Genomic DNA, 15,421 nt, shown 5'->3' with positions numbered 1-15,421 from the left:
TGTGTATACCGTTTGTAGGGTGAGATATCGTTATGTGTCAGTCGTGGCTGACGGTATTGTTTTCGATATACGCAAAATTAATGTCTTCGCCCAGTCCTGGGCCAGTCGGCAGGCTGACAATGCCGTTTTCATCCATCGGATCGACGATACTGTTGAGGTAGGCGGCGGGTTCATCGTAATCCAGGAACGGATGCAACAGACCGCGTTCGTACCAGCGGCAGTTCTTGATGGCACCGATAACTGCCAGGCTTGCAGCGCCGTTGCCGTGGACTTCGCAATCCATGCCAAACGACTCAGCAAGGTTCGCCACTTTGAGCGTCGGGGAAATGCCGCCCACACCGTTTGCGCCTGCGCGTAAGATGTCGCACGCACCCGCCTTAACCCAGTCGGCGCGGCTGTGGTGTTTTCCGCCGAGGCTTTCCGGGCCAATGATTGGGATGGACAGGTTTTCAGCAAGCCAGGCGTAAGAGGACATGCTCTCTTCTTCCATCGGTTCTTCGAACCAGGCAAAGTCGAGTTTCTCCAGCTCTTTGCCGATGTACAGCGCTTCGGTACGGCTGTACCAGTGATAGCCGTCGATCATCAGGTCGATATCCGGACCGACCGCTTCACGCACGGCAGCGCACGCTTTGACGTCCATTTTGGGGTTTGGCGCGAAGGAAACCGGCGGCATCCAGGTGTGCAGCTTGATGGCTTTATAACCGCGCGCCACCAGTTTTTCAGCAAAGCTTGCGTATTCGTCCGGCGTCGAGAGGCCACCCGGCAGATCGTCACCGCACATGGTGCTGCCGTACGCAGGCACTTTATCGCGGAACCCGCCCAATAGTTTCCACACGGGCATATTCAGTTTGCGACCGATCAGATCCCACAGCGCTTGCTCCACAAACGACAGGGCGCGTTCGGTAAGCTGATGCGCGCTGCCGCGCTGCCAGTGCGCCAGATCCTGCCAGATGCGTTCGCGGTTGAACGCATCCTGGCCGACCAGCACTTTACGAAAGAAGGTATTCACAACAAAAGGGCGCACCACTTCCGGCGGCGCAAATGAATACCCTTTGGTGCCATCGTCTGCGGTAATCGTCAGCATCGCCATTTTGGCCATGCTTTCAGGTCCAGGATGCGAGTGCCCGGCGGTGTCGGACACCCGACGCGTGGGATACTGGAAGACGGTGACGTTTACAGATTCAATTTTCATTATCAGTCCTTAACACAACAGAGGTCAGAGCGACGTCGTAATTTGAAAAGCTGTTTCGAAACTAACTTTAAGCGCAAAATTCATCCACGGCCTTAGACAAATTCCGCTAAGCATCGGCCATTTATTGTGCATATGCACGGGAGGGAGTGATACTTTTCACAAAAGGACAGAGAACTGTGAAGTGGATCGGGCGGCGAGTTTGACTGAAATGAAATTAGGTTTCGGATTTTAACCGTGCGGTCTGGTGCCCTCACCCCAGCCCTCTCCCACGGGAGAGGGAGAAAGCACTGAGCACTTCGTCTCTCCGTTGCAGAGGAATAGTGTGAGGGGAAAATTGAGGGAGAAAAGCACTGGGCATTTCGTCTCTCCGTTGCAGAGGAATAGTGTGAAGGAAAATTGAGGGAGAAAAGCACTGAGCATTTCGTCTCTCCGTTGCAGAGGAATAGTGTGAGAGGAAAATTGAAGGAGAAATGCACTGAGCATTTCGTCTCTCCGTTGCAGAGGATAGTGTGAAGGAAAATTGAGAGAGAAAAGAGTGCACCGGGCGATTCCCTCTCCCACCGGGAGAGGGTTAGGGTGAGGGGAAATTTACGCAATCGTCACTTTGCTATCCAGATAGACATCCTGCACCGCATTTATCAGCTTAACGCCATCGGCCATCGTCTTTTTAAACGCTTTTCGACCGAGGATCAGCCCCATCCCACCAGCGCGTTTGTTGATAACCGCTGTCCGTACCGCATCAGTTAAATCGGTTTCACCGCCTGCCGCACCGCCGGAGTTAATCAACCCGGCACGCCCCATATAGCAGTTCGCAAGCTGGTAGCGCACCAGATCGATGGGGTTATCGCTGGTCAATTTGCTGTAGACGCGGTCGTCCGTATAGCCAAAATTCACCGCTTTGTAGCCGCCGTTATTTTCAGCCATTTTTTGCTTCACGATATCTGCGCCGATGGTGGCCGCAAGATGGTTGGCCTGACCGGTAAGGTCTGCAGAGACGTGATAATCCACGCCGTCTTTCTTGAACGCATTATTACGCAGATACGCCCACAGCACGGTCACCAACCCCAGCTCGTGCGCGCGCTCAAAGGCTGCGGAGATCTCTTCAATCTGCCGACGCGACTGCTCAGAACCAAAGTAAATGGTCGCCCCGACCGCCACCGCACCCATGTTAAAAGCCTGCTCCACGCTGGCGTACAGCGTTTGGTCATATTCAGTGGGATAACTCAGCGTCTCGTTATGGTTGAGCTTAACGAGGAATGGAATGCGGTGTGCATAGCGACGTGACACCGAAGCCAGCACGCCGTAGGTCGACGCGACACAGTTACAGCCGGCTTCTATCGCCAGCTCAACAATGTTCTTCGGATCAAAATAGAGCGGATTCGCGGCAAATGATGCGCCAGCAGAGTGCTCCACGCCCTGGTCAACGGGCAAAATGGACAGGTAGCCGGTTCCGCTCAGCCGTCCGGTGTTGTAAAGCGTCTGCATGTTCCGCAGCACTGCCGGCGGCCGGTTGTTATCAATCATGACGCGGTCAACATAATCATGGCCCGGCAGATAGAGCTGCTCGGCTGGAATAGTCATACAACGATGCTGTAAAAGGCTGTCGGCGTCTTTGCCAAGCAACTGCGCAATATCAGTCATAGTGATGCTCCCGTAAGTTCCGACGTCATGTCGGAGCGAGTGAACCAAACCCAAATTTCATGGGCAGACTAAGCCTGGTACCGACACAGCAGAATTTCCACCGCCTGCGCTTTTTTTCAGCACACTGTGCTGGCGCGTTTCGTGTACAACAAAACCGTTACATTGATCAAAGATTCATCACAAAGGTATTTAAAAGGTATTATTGAATGGTATGTTAAAGGCGTACCCTCTCTGACATGCAGGATTAAATAATGAAAACGAAAGTCCAACTGTCATTCATGATGTTTGTTGAATGGTTTATCTGGGGCGCCTGGTTTGTGCCGCTGTGGCTGTGGCTGAGCAAAAGCGGCTTTACCGCTGGCGAAATTGGCTGGTCTTACGCCTGTACCGCCATCGCTGCCATCCTCTCGCCGATTCTTGTTGGCTCCCTGACCGACCGTTTCTTTGCCGCGCAAAAAGTATTGTCGCTGCTGATGTTTGTTGGTGCTGCCTTGATTTATTTCGCCGCACAGCAAACCGAATTCAGCAGCTTCTTCCCGCTTCTGCTGGCCTATTCACTGACCTACATGCCAACCATCGCGCTGACCAACAGCATCGCCTTCTCCAACGTGGACGATGTGGAAGCCGACTTCCCGCGCATCCGCGTGATGGGCACAATTGGCTGGATTGCGTCGGGTCTGGCCTGCGGGTTCTTACCGCAAATGATGGGTTATAACGATATTTCTGATACCAATATTCCACTGCTTATGACGGCAGCGAGCTCTGTCGTACTGGGTGTCTTCGCGCTGTTCCTGCCCAACACGCCGCCGAAGAGCACGGGGAAAATGGACATTAAAGTCATGCTGGGGCTGGACGCGTTGATCCTGCTGCGCGACAAAAATTTCCTGGTGTTCTTCTTCTGTTCATTCCTGTTCGCAATGCCGCTGGCGTTTTATTACATCTTCGCTAACGGGTATCTCACTGAAGTCGGCATGAAAAATGCCACCGGCTGGATGACGCTCGGCCAGTTCTCCGAGATCTTCTTTATGCTGGCGCTGCCGTTTTTTACCAAGCGCTTTGGTATCAAAAAGGTTCTGTTATTAGGTCTTATCACCGCCGCCATCCGTTACGCCTTTTTCGTCTTTGGCGGTGCGGACGAGTACTTCACCTACGGCCTGCTGTTCCTCGGTATTTTGCTGCACGGTGTGAGCTACGACTTCTATTACGTCACCGCCTATATCTACGTGGATAAGAAAGCGCCAGTGCATATGCGCACCGCCGCGCAAGGATTGATCACGCTGTGCTGTCAGGGTTTTGGCAGTCTTTTAGGCTACCGCCTGGGCGGCGTGATGATGGAAAAAATGTTTGCTTATAAAGAGCCGGTGAATGGGTTGACCTTCAACTGGGCCGGAATGTGGGCGTTCGGCGGCATCATGATCGCCGTTATCGCCGTGCTGTTTATGCTGTTTTTCCGCGAATCGGATAAAGAGATCACCGCAATTGAGGTGGTTGATGGCGATACCGCGCTGACACGAGGGGAAGTTAAATGAAAGTAGAACGTATTCTCGGTGCCCTTTATGGGCAGACGCTGGGAGACGCAATGGGCATGCCGTCGGAGCTGTGGCCGCGCAGCCGTGTCAAAGCGCACTTCGGCTGGATAGACCGCTTTTTGCCGGGGCCTGCAGAGAACAACGCCGCCTGCTATTTTGGTCGCGCGGAGTTTACCGATGATACTTCCATGGCACTGGCGCTGGCCGATGCCATCATCGAGTGCGACGGACAGATTCATGCTGACACCATTGGGAAGCACATCCTGCTGTGGGCAAACCGGTTCGATGCCTTCAACAAAAATGTGCTCGGCCCGACGTCTAAAATTGCGTTGAACGCCATTCGCGACGGGAAGCCCGTCAGTGAACTGGAAAATAACGGCGTGACGAACGGTGCGGCAATGCGCGCCTCACCGCTGGGCTGCCTGCTCCCGGTCACCCGTCTTGAACATTTTGTGGGTCAGGTTGCGCTCGCATCCAGCCCGACGCACAAATCGGATCTGGCGATTGCCGGTGCGGTAGTGATTTCGTGGGCGATTTCCCGCGCGATAGACGGCGAGTGCTGGCAGAACATTGTCGACGCCCTACCCGGCATTGCGCGCTACGCGCAAGAATCCAACGTTACGACCTTTAGCGCGTCGCTGGCAGCACGTCTCGAACTGGCGTTGAAAACCGTACGTGAAGCCAACGGCATCGAATCCGCCAGCGAGCGGATTTATCAGCTGATCGGCGCAGGAACGAGCACGATCGAATCCGTTCCGGCCGCAATTGCGATGGTAGAACTTGCCGGCACCGACCCCAATCGCTGCGCCATATTGTGCGCCAATCTCGGCGGCGATACGGACACTATCGGGGCAATGGCAACGGCCATTTGTGGCGCATTACACGGTGTTCAGGCCATTAACCCGGAATTTAAAGCTGAACTGGATGCGGTCAATCAGCTCAATTTTGAGTATTACAGCGAAAAACTGCTGCACTATCGGGAACAAAGAGAGGGCACATGAACACAGGATTTTCCCGCCGTCTTGAGTCGCTAACAGCACAGCGTCCGGTGACGATACTGGGCGCAGCGGTCATCGACGTGATCGCCGACGCTTACGCCCTGCCCTGGCGCGGCTGCGATATTGAGCTTAAGCAACAGGGCGTTAATATTGGCGGATGCGCGCTGAATATTGCCATCGCGCTGAAACGTCTGGGTATTGACGCGCAAAACGCGCTGCCGGTGGGGCATGGTGTTTGGGCGGATATCATTCGCAACGCGATGGCAGCGCAGGATCTGCATAGCGCGGTGGAAGCCGAAACGGGCGATAACGGCTGGTGCCTGGCGCTGGTTGAGCCAGACGGCGAGCGCACGTTTATGTCGTTCAGCGGTGTGGAAAATCAGTGGCAGCAGCGCTGGCTGGACACACTCGTTGTGCCCGCAAATAGCCTGGTCTATTTATCCGGCTATCAGTTGGCCGCACCCTGTGGTGAGTTGCTCACCTGCTGGCTGGAGCAACTGCGCGACGTCACCCCGTTTATCGATTTCGGCCCGCGCTTCGAAGATATTCCGGATGCATTAATGGCGCGGATTATGGCCTGCAAACCGATTGTTTCGCTTAACCGTCAGGAGGCGCATATCGCCGCCGCGTGTATTGGCGCTGATGACGCGTCACTGGGCAAAGCCTGGCAGAAGCGCTATGGCTGCCCGCTGATCGTGCGTTATGACAAAGACGGCGCGTGGTATTACGACGGCGAAAACACCGGCCATGTGGCGGCGTTTCCCGCAACCGTGGTGGACACGATCGGGGCAGGCGACAGCCACGCGGGCGGAACGCTTGCCGGGCTAGCGGCGGGCTGGGGCTTTGCTGATGCTGTCGCGCTGGGAAATGCAGTGGCGGCGTGGGTCGTCAGTCACCGCGGCGGCGACTGTGCGCCGACGCGCGAGGCATTACTCCTCGCACACAAAGACATATAAATCGCTTCGGCAGTAGCTGATGCTGTACTCAATGGGCCGGTGTTGCTGGTCAAGCGCAACCTGCTTGATCACCAGCACCGGAATTTTTTCGTCCATGTTGATATGCTTCTGGAACTCACTGTCCGGCATCCGGGCGCTCACACGAGAACGCGTGCGCTGCGGGAAAACGTTTTGGCTACGGAAATAGTCATACAGTGAAATACCAATTGCATCCGGGTCGTGAATGAGTCCAACCGGAACCCAGGACTCTTCAATGGAGACCGCATCTTCGTCCACGTAGCGAATGCGTTTAAGCATAAAAACGTCACTTTGCGGAGCGATGGACAATTCCCCCGCCACGTCATCCGGGCATTTCACGATCCGCTTGTTGACCCACAGCGTGTCAGGTTTTTTGCCACGCAACACAACCTGCTGAGAAAATCCGCGCGCCTCTTTCAGCGAGTATTCAAAGATATTGTTGATTTGCGTCCCGTAACCGCGGGCGCGCGTCACCACGCCCTCTTCTTCCAGCGCCTGCATCGCTTTACGCACGGTGATGCGTGACACACCGGTCAGTTGGCTCAAATCGCGTTCACCCGGCAAAATATTGCCATGCTCCAGCGCGCCGCTACGGACGGCGTTTTTTACCGTCTCGGCGAACTTGAGGTATAACGGAGTATTATCCGCTGCCGCAATACGTTCATTTAGCTGAGCAATTAACCGGGTATGCGCTTGTTCCATCTCTCTTTTCCAGGCCGAAAATCCTTATCCAGTATACTCGTTCGGGGCATTACCACCATGCATGAAAATGGTGTACCGGGCCAATACCGTGACCGACTTCGAGACTGTCAGCTTTTTCCAGCGCGCGCGATAGCCAAATTTTGGCCTCCATCACCGTATCCTCCCAACTATCATGACGTGGGCGGAGTGCAGCCAGCGCTGCCGATAGCGTGCAGCCGGTACCATGGGTGTTTTTGGTCATGACGCGTGGCGCGGTGAATCGCTGGATACGCTCACGCGTGAAGAGCCAGTCCGGGCTTTCAGGATCGTCAAGATGGCCGCCTTTCATCAGCACTGCCTCGCAGCCAAGCGCCAGAAGTGCGCGCCCCTGCTCTTTCATCTCGTGCTCGGTACGGGCATGAGGCGCATCCAGCAGCGCCGCCGCCTCCGGCAAATTTGGCGTGATCAGCGCGACGTGCGGCAGAAGATGTTTTCGCAGAGTTTCGACTGCAGCAGGAGATAGCAGCGGATCGCCACTTTTCGCCAGCATCACCGTATCAAGTACCACGTTTTTAACGCGATAATGTTTGAGGCGCTCCGCGACCGCTTCCACGATATCCGCCTCTGCCAGCATGCCGATTTTGGTGGAATCAATGCGAACATCGCTGAACACAGAGTCCAGCTGGGCACCGACAAAATCCGGTTCGATACGATACACCGACTGCACGCCGCGCGTATTTTGCGCCACCAGTGCGGTAATGACCGAGCAGCCATACGCCCCAAGGGCGGAGAAGGTTTTCAGATCCGCCTGAATCCCGGCGCCACCACTCGGATCAGTGCCAGCAATGGTTAATGCGTTGATACGTTTCATGCCTGCACCTCCAAGTTCCAGAGTGCGTCAATAAATGTGCAGGCAAAGCTTCCCGGTCCACGGCTTTGTTTGATAGCCACGCTTCCGGCGTGTTTCATAAACCCGCATGCCGCGGCAACATTGTCCAGCCGGTCGCCAGGCAATGAACAGCTTGCCGCGACAACGGCCGATAGCGCACAGCCGGTCCCCACGACGCGCGTCATCATCACATCGCCCCCGGTGATGCTCTGCGTGCGTTGCCCATCGGTGATGTAATCCACTTCGCCCGTCACCGCGACAATGGCATTGGTCTGTCGGGCAAGGGCTATCGCGGCAGGCAACGCACTGGAAGCGGTATCGGTGGTGTCAACGCCTCGCCCACCGGCGCTCATACCGGCAAGCGCGAGAATTTCCGAGGCATTACCGCGGATCGCCGCAGGTTTGAGTGAGAGGATTTGCTGGCAAAAACGGGTGCGGTACGCAAGCGCACCCACGGCGACGGGATCCAACGTCCACGGTTTTCCAGCGGCCACTGCACTTTCAATTGCCCGACGCATCGCTTGCGCGCGCGGCGCGGTCAGCGTTCCGACGTTGATCAGTAAGGCATCAGCCATCGCGGCAAATTGCTCTGCCTCTTCGGCTTCAATCACCATTGCGGGAGACGCGTCAAGTGCCAGCAATACGTTGGCCGTAAAGGTTTGCACCACATCGTTGGTCATGCAGTGTGTGAGCGGGGAACGCGTACGGAAGTGATGTAAGGCGTGTAAATCGAGTCGGTCAGGCTGCATATTTCGCTCCTGCCTTGCGCGAAGAAGCGATAACCCTAAAAGTCACCTGACTTCCCTACGCTGGCATTATCCAGATCAGGTGGTACGGGTATTTCTCAGCCTTCACAAGGAAGGGCACCCCGAGTCAAATTACCTAAAACATCAGTAATCGGGACAGCGTAGAGGAAGTGATTATCTTAAGCAAGCGTCTTAGCCCCCTCTTTCCCGATCATAAAATGCTGTAAACATTTATTATTTCAGGCGTACTTAGGTTGAGTCACTACCTATATATGTAAACATTAAATATCCTTGATTTTTTAGGATTAATAATCTTTCCCCCATGAATAAAACCCTATTCACGCCCAACTCTTCAGACTATTACAAACAAAATAAAATCAATTAAAACAACGCTATATATAATAATCAGTCAACCCATAATTACTTATTCATTCGTATATTACGTGATCTAAATCAAATGCAAATGAAGCGAATTACGGGATAGTTGCCCAAGGTAACCAATTCGTTTCTGTGTAAGAGTCGCTATAAACTTAATGATTTATAATAATATGGTAGAAAATGTTAAAACTTATTATTGTCTCGGCAATCGTATCGATTTCCCTGGTCGGCACAGGGATTTTTATCGGCGTGATATATAAAAATACGGTTAGCAATATGGCAGAAAATTGCATCAGCCAATGACTGGGATTTCATTGTCTCGTCATTATGGAAACAACCACTTTAAATGCCTAACCACTACAAATAACCTGGAAACAACCAGTTTATTTCACAGTGTCGTTTAATAAAAACATATTAGGATCAATGAATGATGAAGATGATATTAGCGGTTTTGGTTTGCGCGGCGACGCTTTCGGGTTGTACGACAGAATCACAGCGCATTGCCAATTGCACAAGTACGGGTGTAAGCCTGGATACGTGTTATAAAGTTGAGCATGATAATCAAAATGTTATCCGCGCCGCAGCACTTCAGAATGCGTACAACCGTTCAGCTGTATACGCGCAGCAATATGATAATAAGCATCATCATCATGGTGTAGATCAACATGCGCAGGCCGCACACGTTGCCGATCCATTACGTGAAGCGTCATTCTCGGCAAATGGAATTCATGCAACGGTCAGTAATGGTTTCTTTACTGCCACTATTAACGGCAAAAAAGCCACAGTAAAACGTTTCAATGCCAATGCTTACGAAATTAAAGGCGCGGGATATGTTCTTTCTATTACCCTGGACGACAACGGAATTACCGATGCGTCATGGAATAAGACGCAGGGCAGAGACAATGGATTACTTCAGGTCATTCAGAAGTAACGTACGGGCGGCCGAAAAAGCCGCCTTTATCGCTTTCATCAGCGCGGCTTTTGAGTGCGCGGATCTGTGAGATTTTTTTCTGTGTTTTGATACGATAAAACTACAGCAAAAACATCGATTTACCTCCCCTTCGCCAACACCTTTACATTGTAACAAAACAGTAAACAAATTAACCATTGAGCCACGCGCCAAAAGGCTCTATATTGGCCGCGTTTTTTACCTGACCCATCCTTAACTAACTATTAATTCAATCGAGGCGTATAAGCCAGCCCCGGTTGTAGGAGTGATATGATGACGGATAAAGTCCGTATTGACACCGTAGATGCCCACAAAAGCAACGAAACCTATCTGGCCCGTCAGGCCGAGTTTGAATCGAACGTCAGGAGTTATCCTCGCAAGCTGCCTTTAGCGATTACTAAAGCAGACGGCGTATGGATTACCGATGCAGATAATAAAGAATACCTTGACTGTCTTGCAGGCGCTGGCACCCTCGCGCTTGGCCATAACCATCCTGATGTGCTGAAAAGCATCCAAAATGTCATTACCAGCGGCTTGCCGTTACATACACTGGATCTGACAACTCCGTTGAAAGACGAGTTTTCTGAATATCTGCTCTCTCTGCTCCCTGGCCAGGGTAAAGAATATTGCCTGCAGTTCACCGGCCCATCCGGCGCTGACGCCGTTGAAGCTGCGCTGAAGCTGGCGAAAAAAGTGACCGGCCGTAGCAGCATTATTAGCTTCTCCGGCGGCTATCACGGCATGACCCACGGCGCGCTGTCCGTGACAGGTAACCTGTCACCGAAAGAAGCGGTCGATAACATGATGCCAGAAGTGCAGTTCATGCCTTATCCGCACCAGTACCGCTGCCCGCTGGGCATTGGTGGTGACGCGGGCGTGAAAGCGCTGACTTACTATTTCGACAACCTGATCAACGACGTTGAAAGCGGCGTGCGTAAACCTGCGGCCGTGATTCTGGAAGCCGTTCAGGGTGAAGGCGGCGTGAACCCGGCTCCGGCTGAGTGGCTGCAACGCATTCGTAAAGTGACTCAGGAACACGGCATTCTGCTGATCCTTGATGAAGTTCAGGCGGGCTTTGCACGTACTGGTAAGTTCTTCGCCTTTGAACACGCCGGTATCGAGCCAGATATCATCGTTATGTCTAAAGCCGTCGGTGGCGGTCTGCCGCTGGCCGTTCTCGGTATCAAAAAGCAGTTTGATGCCTGGGCGCCAGGTCATCACACTGGTACTTTCCGTGGTAATCAGTTGGCGATGGCGACCGGCCTGACGACGCTGAAAATTCTGAAAGACCAGGACATTGCCGACAAGGTGGCTGCACAGGGCGAGTGGCTGAAAGGCCAACTGGCCGAATTGCAGAAACGCTATCCGGTGATTGGCCACGTACGCGGTCTGGGTTTGATGATCGGTATTGAGATCGTGAAACCAAACGAAGCGCCCGATCATATGGGTAGCTTCCCGGGCGATGGCGAGTTGTCCGCGCTGATTCAGAAAAAATGCTTCGAAGCCGGTTTGATTCTGGAACGTGGTGGCCGTGATGGCGTCGTGCTGCGTCTGTTGCCGTCCCTGCTGATCAGCGAGCAAGAGCTGAACGTCTTCCTGGATAAATTTGAGCAGGCCCTGCTTGCTGCGGGCGTTCGCCCCGCGTAAACGGAGTTATTGAACACGATGTCTGATTCAAACCCAATTCTGTCGTCATCGGCGCAGAGCATCGAGGCCTATCAGCAGGCTATCGAGCAAAGCTCTCAGGCGGTTATGCAGTGGCTACAACAGTCTGAAATGTATCAGGGGAAAAACGTTGCCGAACTGCGCGACAACATTTCTCTGAATTTCGGGCAGAAAGGCCTCGGCAACGAAGCGGCTATTGCGCGTGCCGTTGAGTATTTCCTGAAAGACAGTCTGTCTGTGCACCATCCACAGTGCGTAGCGCATCTGCATTGCCCAAGCCTGGTGGTCAGCCAGGCGGCGGAAGTGCTGATCAACGCCACTAACCAGAGCATGGATTCCTGGGATCAGAGTCCTTCAGCCACCATTATTGAAATGAAGCTGATCGACTGGCTGCGCACCCGTGTTGGCTATCAATCCGGTGATGCAGGCGTGTTTACCAGTGGCGGGACCCAGAGCAATCTGATGGGGCTGATGCTGGCGCGCGATGCTTTCTTCGCGGCTAAAGGTCATTCGATCCAGCAGGACGGTTTGGTTGGCGATCTGCGCAAAATCCGCGTGTTATGTTCTGAAAACGCACACTTCTCGGTGCAGAAGAATATGGCACTGCTGGGTCTTGGCTATCAGTCTGTTATCCAGGTGAAAACAGACGATTGTTCACGTATGGACCTGAACGATCTGGCTGCTAAAATTGCGCACTGCAATGCTAACGGCGAGCAAATTCTGGCAATCGTGGCAACTGCGGGCACTACCGATGCGGGTGCAATTGATCCGCTGCGCGCGATTGCTGAGATGGCTGCAGAACAGCAGATTTGGGTGCATGTCGATGCGGCATGGGGCGGCGCGCTGCTGATGTCAGAGAAATATCGTGACTATCTGGACGGCATTGAACTGGTGGACTCGATCACTCTGGACTTCCACAAGCAGTTCTTCCAGACCATCAGCTGCGGCGCGTTTCTGCTGAAAGAAGCCCGTCATTATGAGCTGATGCGTTACCAGGCGGCATACCTGAACTCTGAGTTCGACGAAGAGCAAGGCGTTCCGAACCTGGTGTCCAAATCATTACAGACCACGCGTCGCTTTGATGCGCTGAAGCTGTGGATGAGCCTGGAAGCGTTAGGTCAGGAGCAGTATGCCGCGATTATCGATCATGGCGTCACGCTGGCGCAGGAAGTGGCTGTGTATGTGCAGAACCATAATGCACTGGAACTGGTCATGCAGCCGCAGCTGGCAAGCGTGCTGTTCCGCTTCCGTCCTGAGCATGATCTGAATGATGCAGCTATTGCATTGTTGAATCAGAAAATTGGTGACGCGCTACTCGATTCTGGTCGTGCGAACGTCGGTGTGACCGAGCACAACGGTGTGACCTGCCTGAAGCTGACGCTGCTGAATCCAACGGTAACGATGGATGATGTTATCGTGCTGCTTTCACTGGTAGAACGCACCGCGCAAGAAATTCTGGCAAAATAATCTTGCTTGTTCCCCTCTTCTCATGGAGAGGGGAACAATTTTAGTCAATCGAAAGCGCCCTCTACACGCATGCCGACACGGAGAATTACCGTTCGCTGCGCTGAGTGCACATCATCGTTTTACTTTTCGGCCGCCTGACGGTACTCATACGAGCTATAACCCGCGGTGTAATAGATGGCAGCGGATTTAACAACATCATTCAGAATGGCACCATCTATAGAAACGCCAGCCAGATGAAGGCGTTTAACGCATGCCTGCATCTCTTTGACGCTAGTCATACCAAATCTCGCCACCAGCAATGTTGTACCCGACCTTCTTCCCACTAATGACGCATCCGTGACAGCAAGTATTGGGGGGGTATCAACGATAACCATCTCATAATGCTCGTTGGCCCATTTTAGTAGCTGCTGGAAATCATCCCCGATGAGCAACTCCGAAGGGTTAGTCGGCGCCTGGCCGCAGGTCAGCACATCAACGCCACCGGGCGCATAGTGCTGTATAGCTTCCTGATATCCCCCTTTTCCCATTAACACATCAGCCAGACCGCAACGGTTGGTGAGCGAAAATATCTGATGGACATAACCTTTGCGCATATCTGCATCGATAAACAGCACTTTCTGCCCAGCTTGCGCAACGATGGCAGCAAGTGACGTAGCCACCAGCGTCTTACCGCAGTCCTGCGTAGGGCCCGTCAGCATGATGACGCGATTATGGGTCCCCATCATGGTAAAATGCAGGCTGGTACGCAGGCCACGAATAGCCTCAACAAAGACATCGACCGGCCTGTCCACGGGCAGGAAAGGAACATTTCGTGTTCTGTGATTCCAGCGTTCGCTGATAAATCGCTTACTCCGCAAACGCGTCTTTTTCCACAGCCATTCAGAACGCGGCAACGTTGCAAGAACAGTTATTCCCTGCATTTCGAGTTGCTCAGGCGTTTCGATACCCCGTTTCATTGCCATACGCAGCAGGACGATGCCCAAAGAAAGGACTAAGCCCAACAGGCCTCCTATTACCACGATTAATGGTTTCTGAGGTTTAATCGGTTCAGGCTGTGTGACCGCAGAGTCAATAATCCGGACGTTACCAATTGCGCTTGAGCGAGAAATACTGAGCTCCTGCTGGCGCGTCAGGAGCTGTTGGTAAACCGCACGGCCGGAATCAACGTCCCTGCTCAAGCGCAGTATTTCCTGTTGCGTTGAAGGCATCGCGGTCACGCGTTTATTCAGGCGCGCTTTTTCGTTTTCAAGTGTTTGCCGCTTTTCATTCAACGCCCGATAAGTCGGGTGATCCTTTTTAAAAAGTTGAGAAATCTCCGCTTCACGAAACGTGAGTTCATTCAACTGGTTATCCGCGTTAACAATCTGTTCCAGTACGGACTTTGCTTGCAGCGTTAAGTCAACAGAATCGCGTTGTTTACGATAGCTATTGAGCCGCTCCTCGGCCAAATCCAGATCTGCCCGGATTTGCGGCAATTCTCGCTGTAAAAATGCCAGACTTTTCGCATCCTGAGCGGCCTGACGATCTATGTTTTGGCGTAAATAGTTTTCTGTGATGCTATCCAACGAACGGGCAATCAAGTCGGGATCCGGACCCGTTAGCGACAGGTTAAGCACACCACTTTGCTTGGCCGTTTCGACGACAGCAAACCGGTTGTTAAGTGCATTAATGGATTCCAGCTTCGATTGTTCATTCAGAATAAACCGCGTTCCAGATGGCCCAACCATCGAGTTTACCCAGAGAGACACTCCATTCTTTTCGAAAAATTCACCTACAACGCCTTCCCCCTGAAAATCATCACCTTCAATACGATAATTCTTTGAATCCTGTATCGTCAGCGTCAGCGACTGAGCCTTACCCTTCACAGCGGGTATATGTAAATTGATGAGACTCAACGTGGCGGGTTTGCGTCCCGTCATCCGCCCCCAGATACGCCCAAACACGGGGAAATAATAATTTTTTACGTCATAGTTCAGATGAAGATCGTCCACCGTTTTACCGAGGATCATGCGTGATTTGAGTAACTGAATTTCAGGTAACGCATCGGGAGAAAGTTCTGGGTTCAATTCGCCAAGATTTTTAAGCAGGCTGTTATCCTGTTTCCCTTCGATTTGCACCATGGCGTCTGCCTTGTAAATCGGCGTCGCCACACACGCATACAGTCCTGCGATCGCAGTAAAGAGGAAGGTAATGCACAAAATAAGCAGACGATGGTCGATCATGACGCCCAGCAAACGAATGAGATCAACCTCCTGATTTTCAGTCGCTGCGACATAACCGTTTGTAGTATGTGAAGACATTAATGCTTAATT

At 52.8% G+C, this 15,421-nt stretch carries 12 protein-coding genes and 1 riboswitch; of the genes, 6 read left to right on the top strand and 6 right to left on the bottom strand.

The window, feature by feature from the left end:
- Positions 1 to 37 precede the first annotated feature (37 nt).
- Together AC0LWE_RS12735 and fbaB are read right to left on the bottom strand one after the other, a co-directional pair.
- Positions 38 to 1,192: a mandelate racemase family protein gene (locus tag AC0LWE_RS12735; RefSeq protein ID WP_059179216.1), complete on the bottom strand. Its 1,155-nt coding sequence runs from the start codon at positions 1,190 to 1,192 to the stop codon at positions 38 to 40.
- 588 nt (positions 1,193 to 1,780) lie between these two features.
- Entirely contained in the window at positions 1,781 to 2,833 is a 1,053-nt protein-coding gene (gene fbaB / locus AC0LWE_RS12730) for a class I fructose-bisphosphate aldolase (RefSeq protein ID WP_219347575.1), read from the bottom strand.
- 251 nt (positions 2,834 to 3,084) lie between these two features.
- Here fbaB and AC0LWE_RS12725 point away from each other — a divergent pair, with 251 nt between their 5' ends.
- The 3 genes from AC0LWE_RS12725 to AC0LWE_RS12715 are packed head-to-tail and all read left to right on the top strand — an operon-like array spanning position 3,085 to position 6,316.
- Positions 3,085 to 4,362 (top strand): nucleoside permease, encoded by a 1,278-nt coding sequence (locus AC0LWE_RS12725; protein WP_059179218.1) that lies wholly within the window; start codon positions 3,085 to 3,087, stop codon positions 4,360 to 4,362.
- Positions 4,359 to 5,363, top strand: a complete 1,005-nt coding sequence (locus AC0LWE_RS12720) for an ADP-ribosylglycohydrolase family protein (RefSeq protein ID WP_219347574.1) — start codon at positions 4,359 to 4,361, stop codon at positions 5,361 to 5,363. Before AC0LWE_RS12725 ends, AC0LWE_RS12720 begins: the two co-directional genes overlap by 4 nt.
- Complete coding sequence (locus tag AC0LWE_RS12715; RefSeq protein ID WP_219347573.1) at positions 5,360 to 6,316, top strand: PfkB family carbohydrate kinase; 957 nt, start codon at positions 5,360 to 5,362, stop codon at positions 6,314 to 6,316. The genes AC0LWE_RS12720 and AC0LWE_RS12715 overlap by 4 nt, the downstream gene beginning before the upstream one ends.
- On the opposite strand, the gene AC0LWE_RS12710 is transcribed toward AC0LWE_RS12715, so the two are convergent.
- Genes AC0LWE_RS12710 through thiM form a run of 3 tightly spaced genes read right to left on the bottom strand, consistent with a single transcriptional unit; the run spans position 6,290 to position 8,653 of the window.
- Complete coding sequence (locus AC0LWE_RS12710; protein ID WP_059179221.1) at positions 6,290 to 7,036, bottom strand: GntR family transcriptional regulator; 747 nt, start codon at positions 7,034 to 7,036, stop codon at positions 6,290 to 6,292. The genes AC0LWE_RS12715 and AC0LWE_RS12710 overlap by 27 nt on opposite strands.
- A gap of 49 nt (positions 7,037 to 7,085) precedes the next feature.
- Positions 7,086 to 7,886, bottom strand: a complete 801-nt coding sequence (gene thiD, locus AC0LWE_RS12705) for a bifunctional hydroxymethylpyrimidine kinase/phosphomethylpyrimidine kinase (RefSeq protein ID WP_219347572.1) — start codon at positions 7,884 to 7,886, stop codon at positions 7,086 to 7,088.
- The gene (thiM, locus tag AC0LWE_RS12700; protein WP_219347571.1) at positions 7,883 to 8,653 is read right to left on the bottom strand and encodes a hydroxyethylthiazole kinase; all 771 of its coding nucleotides are present in this window, start codon (positions 8,651 to 8,653) and stop codon (positions 7,883 to 7,885) included. Before thiM ends, thiD begins: the two co-directional genes overlap by 4 nt.
- Before the next feature lie 35 nt (positions 8,654 to 8,688).
- Positions 8,689 to 8,785, bottom strand: a riboswitch (TPP riboswitch).
- A 670-nt stretch (positions 8,786 to 9,455) separates the two neighbouring features.
- Between thiM and AC0LWE_RS12695 the strand changes: the two genes are divergently transcribed.
- The 3 genes from AC0LWE_RS12695 (at position 9,456) to AC0LWE_RS12685 (ending at position 13,109) form a co-directional block, all read left to right on the top strand.
- Complete coding sequence (locus AC0LWE_RS12695) at positions 9,456 to 9,959, top strand: hypothetical protein (RefSeq protein WP_219347564.1); 504 nt, start codon at positions 9,456 to 9,458, stop codon at positions 9,957 to 9,959.
- A 288-nt stretch (positions 9,960 to 10,247) separates the two neighbouring features.
- Positions 10,248 to 11,624 carry a diaminobutyrate--2-oxoglutarate transaminase gene (locus tag AC0LWE_RS12690; RefSeq protein WP_202667500.1) on the top strand — a complete coding sequence of 459 codons (1,377 nt, stop codon included), beginning with the start codon at positions 10,248 to 10,250 and terminating at the stop codon, positions 11,622 to 11,624.
- Between the two features lie 18 nt (positions 11,625 to 11,642).
- Positions 11,643 to 13,109, top strand: a complete 1,467-nt coding sequence (locus AC0LWE_RS12685; protein WP_202667499.1) for a pyridoxal phosphate-dependent decarboxylase family protein — start codon at positions 11,643 to 11,645, stop codon at positions 13,107 to 13,109.
- Between the two features lie 119 nt (positions 13,110 to 13,228).
- Here AC0LWE_RS12685 and etk read toward each other — a convergent pair whose 3' ends face one another.
- Positions 13,229 to 15,409, bottom strand: a complete 2,181-nt coding sequence (gene etk, locus AC0LWE_RS12680) for a tyrosine-protein kinase (protein ID WP_474265516.1) — start codon at positions 15,407 to 15,409, stop codon at positions 13,229 to 13,231.
- Between the last annotated feature and the right edge of the window lie 12 nt (positions 15,410 to 15,421).

The organism is Lelliottia sp. RD5 (genome assembly GCF_056032945.1).
This window is presented reverse-complemented; position numbering and strand designations above follow the sequence as displayed.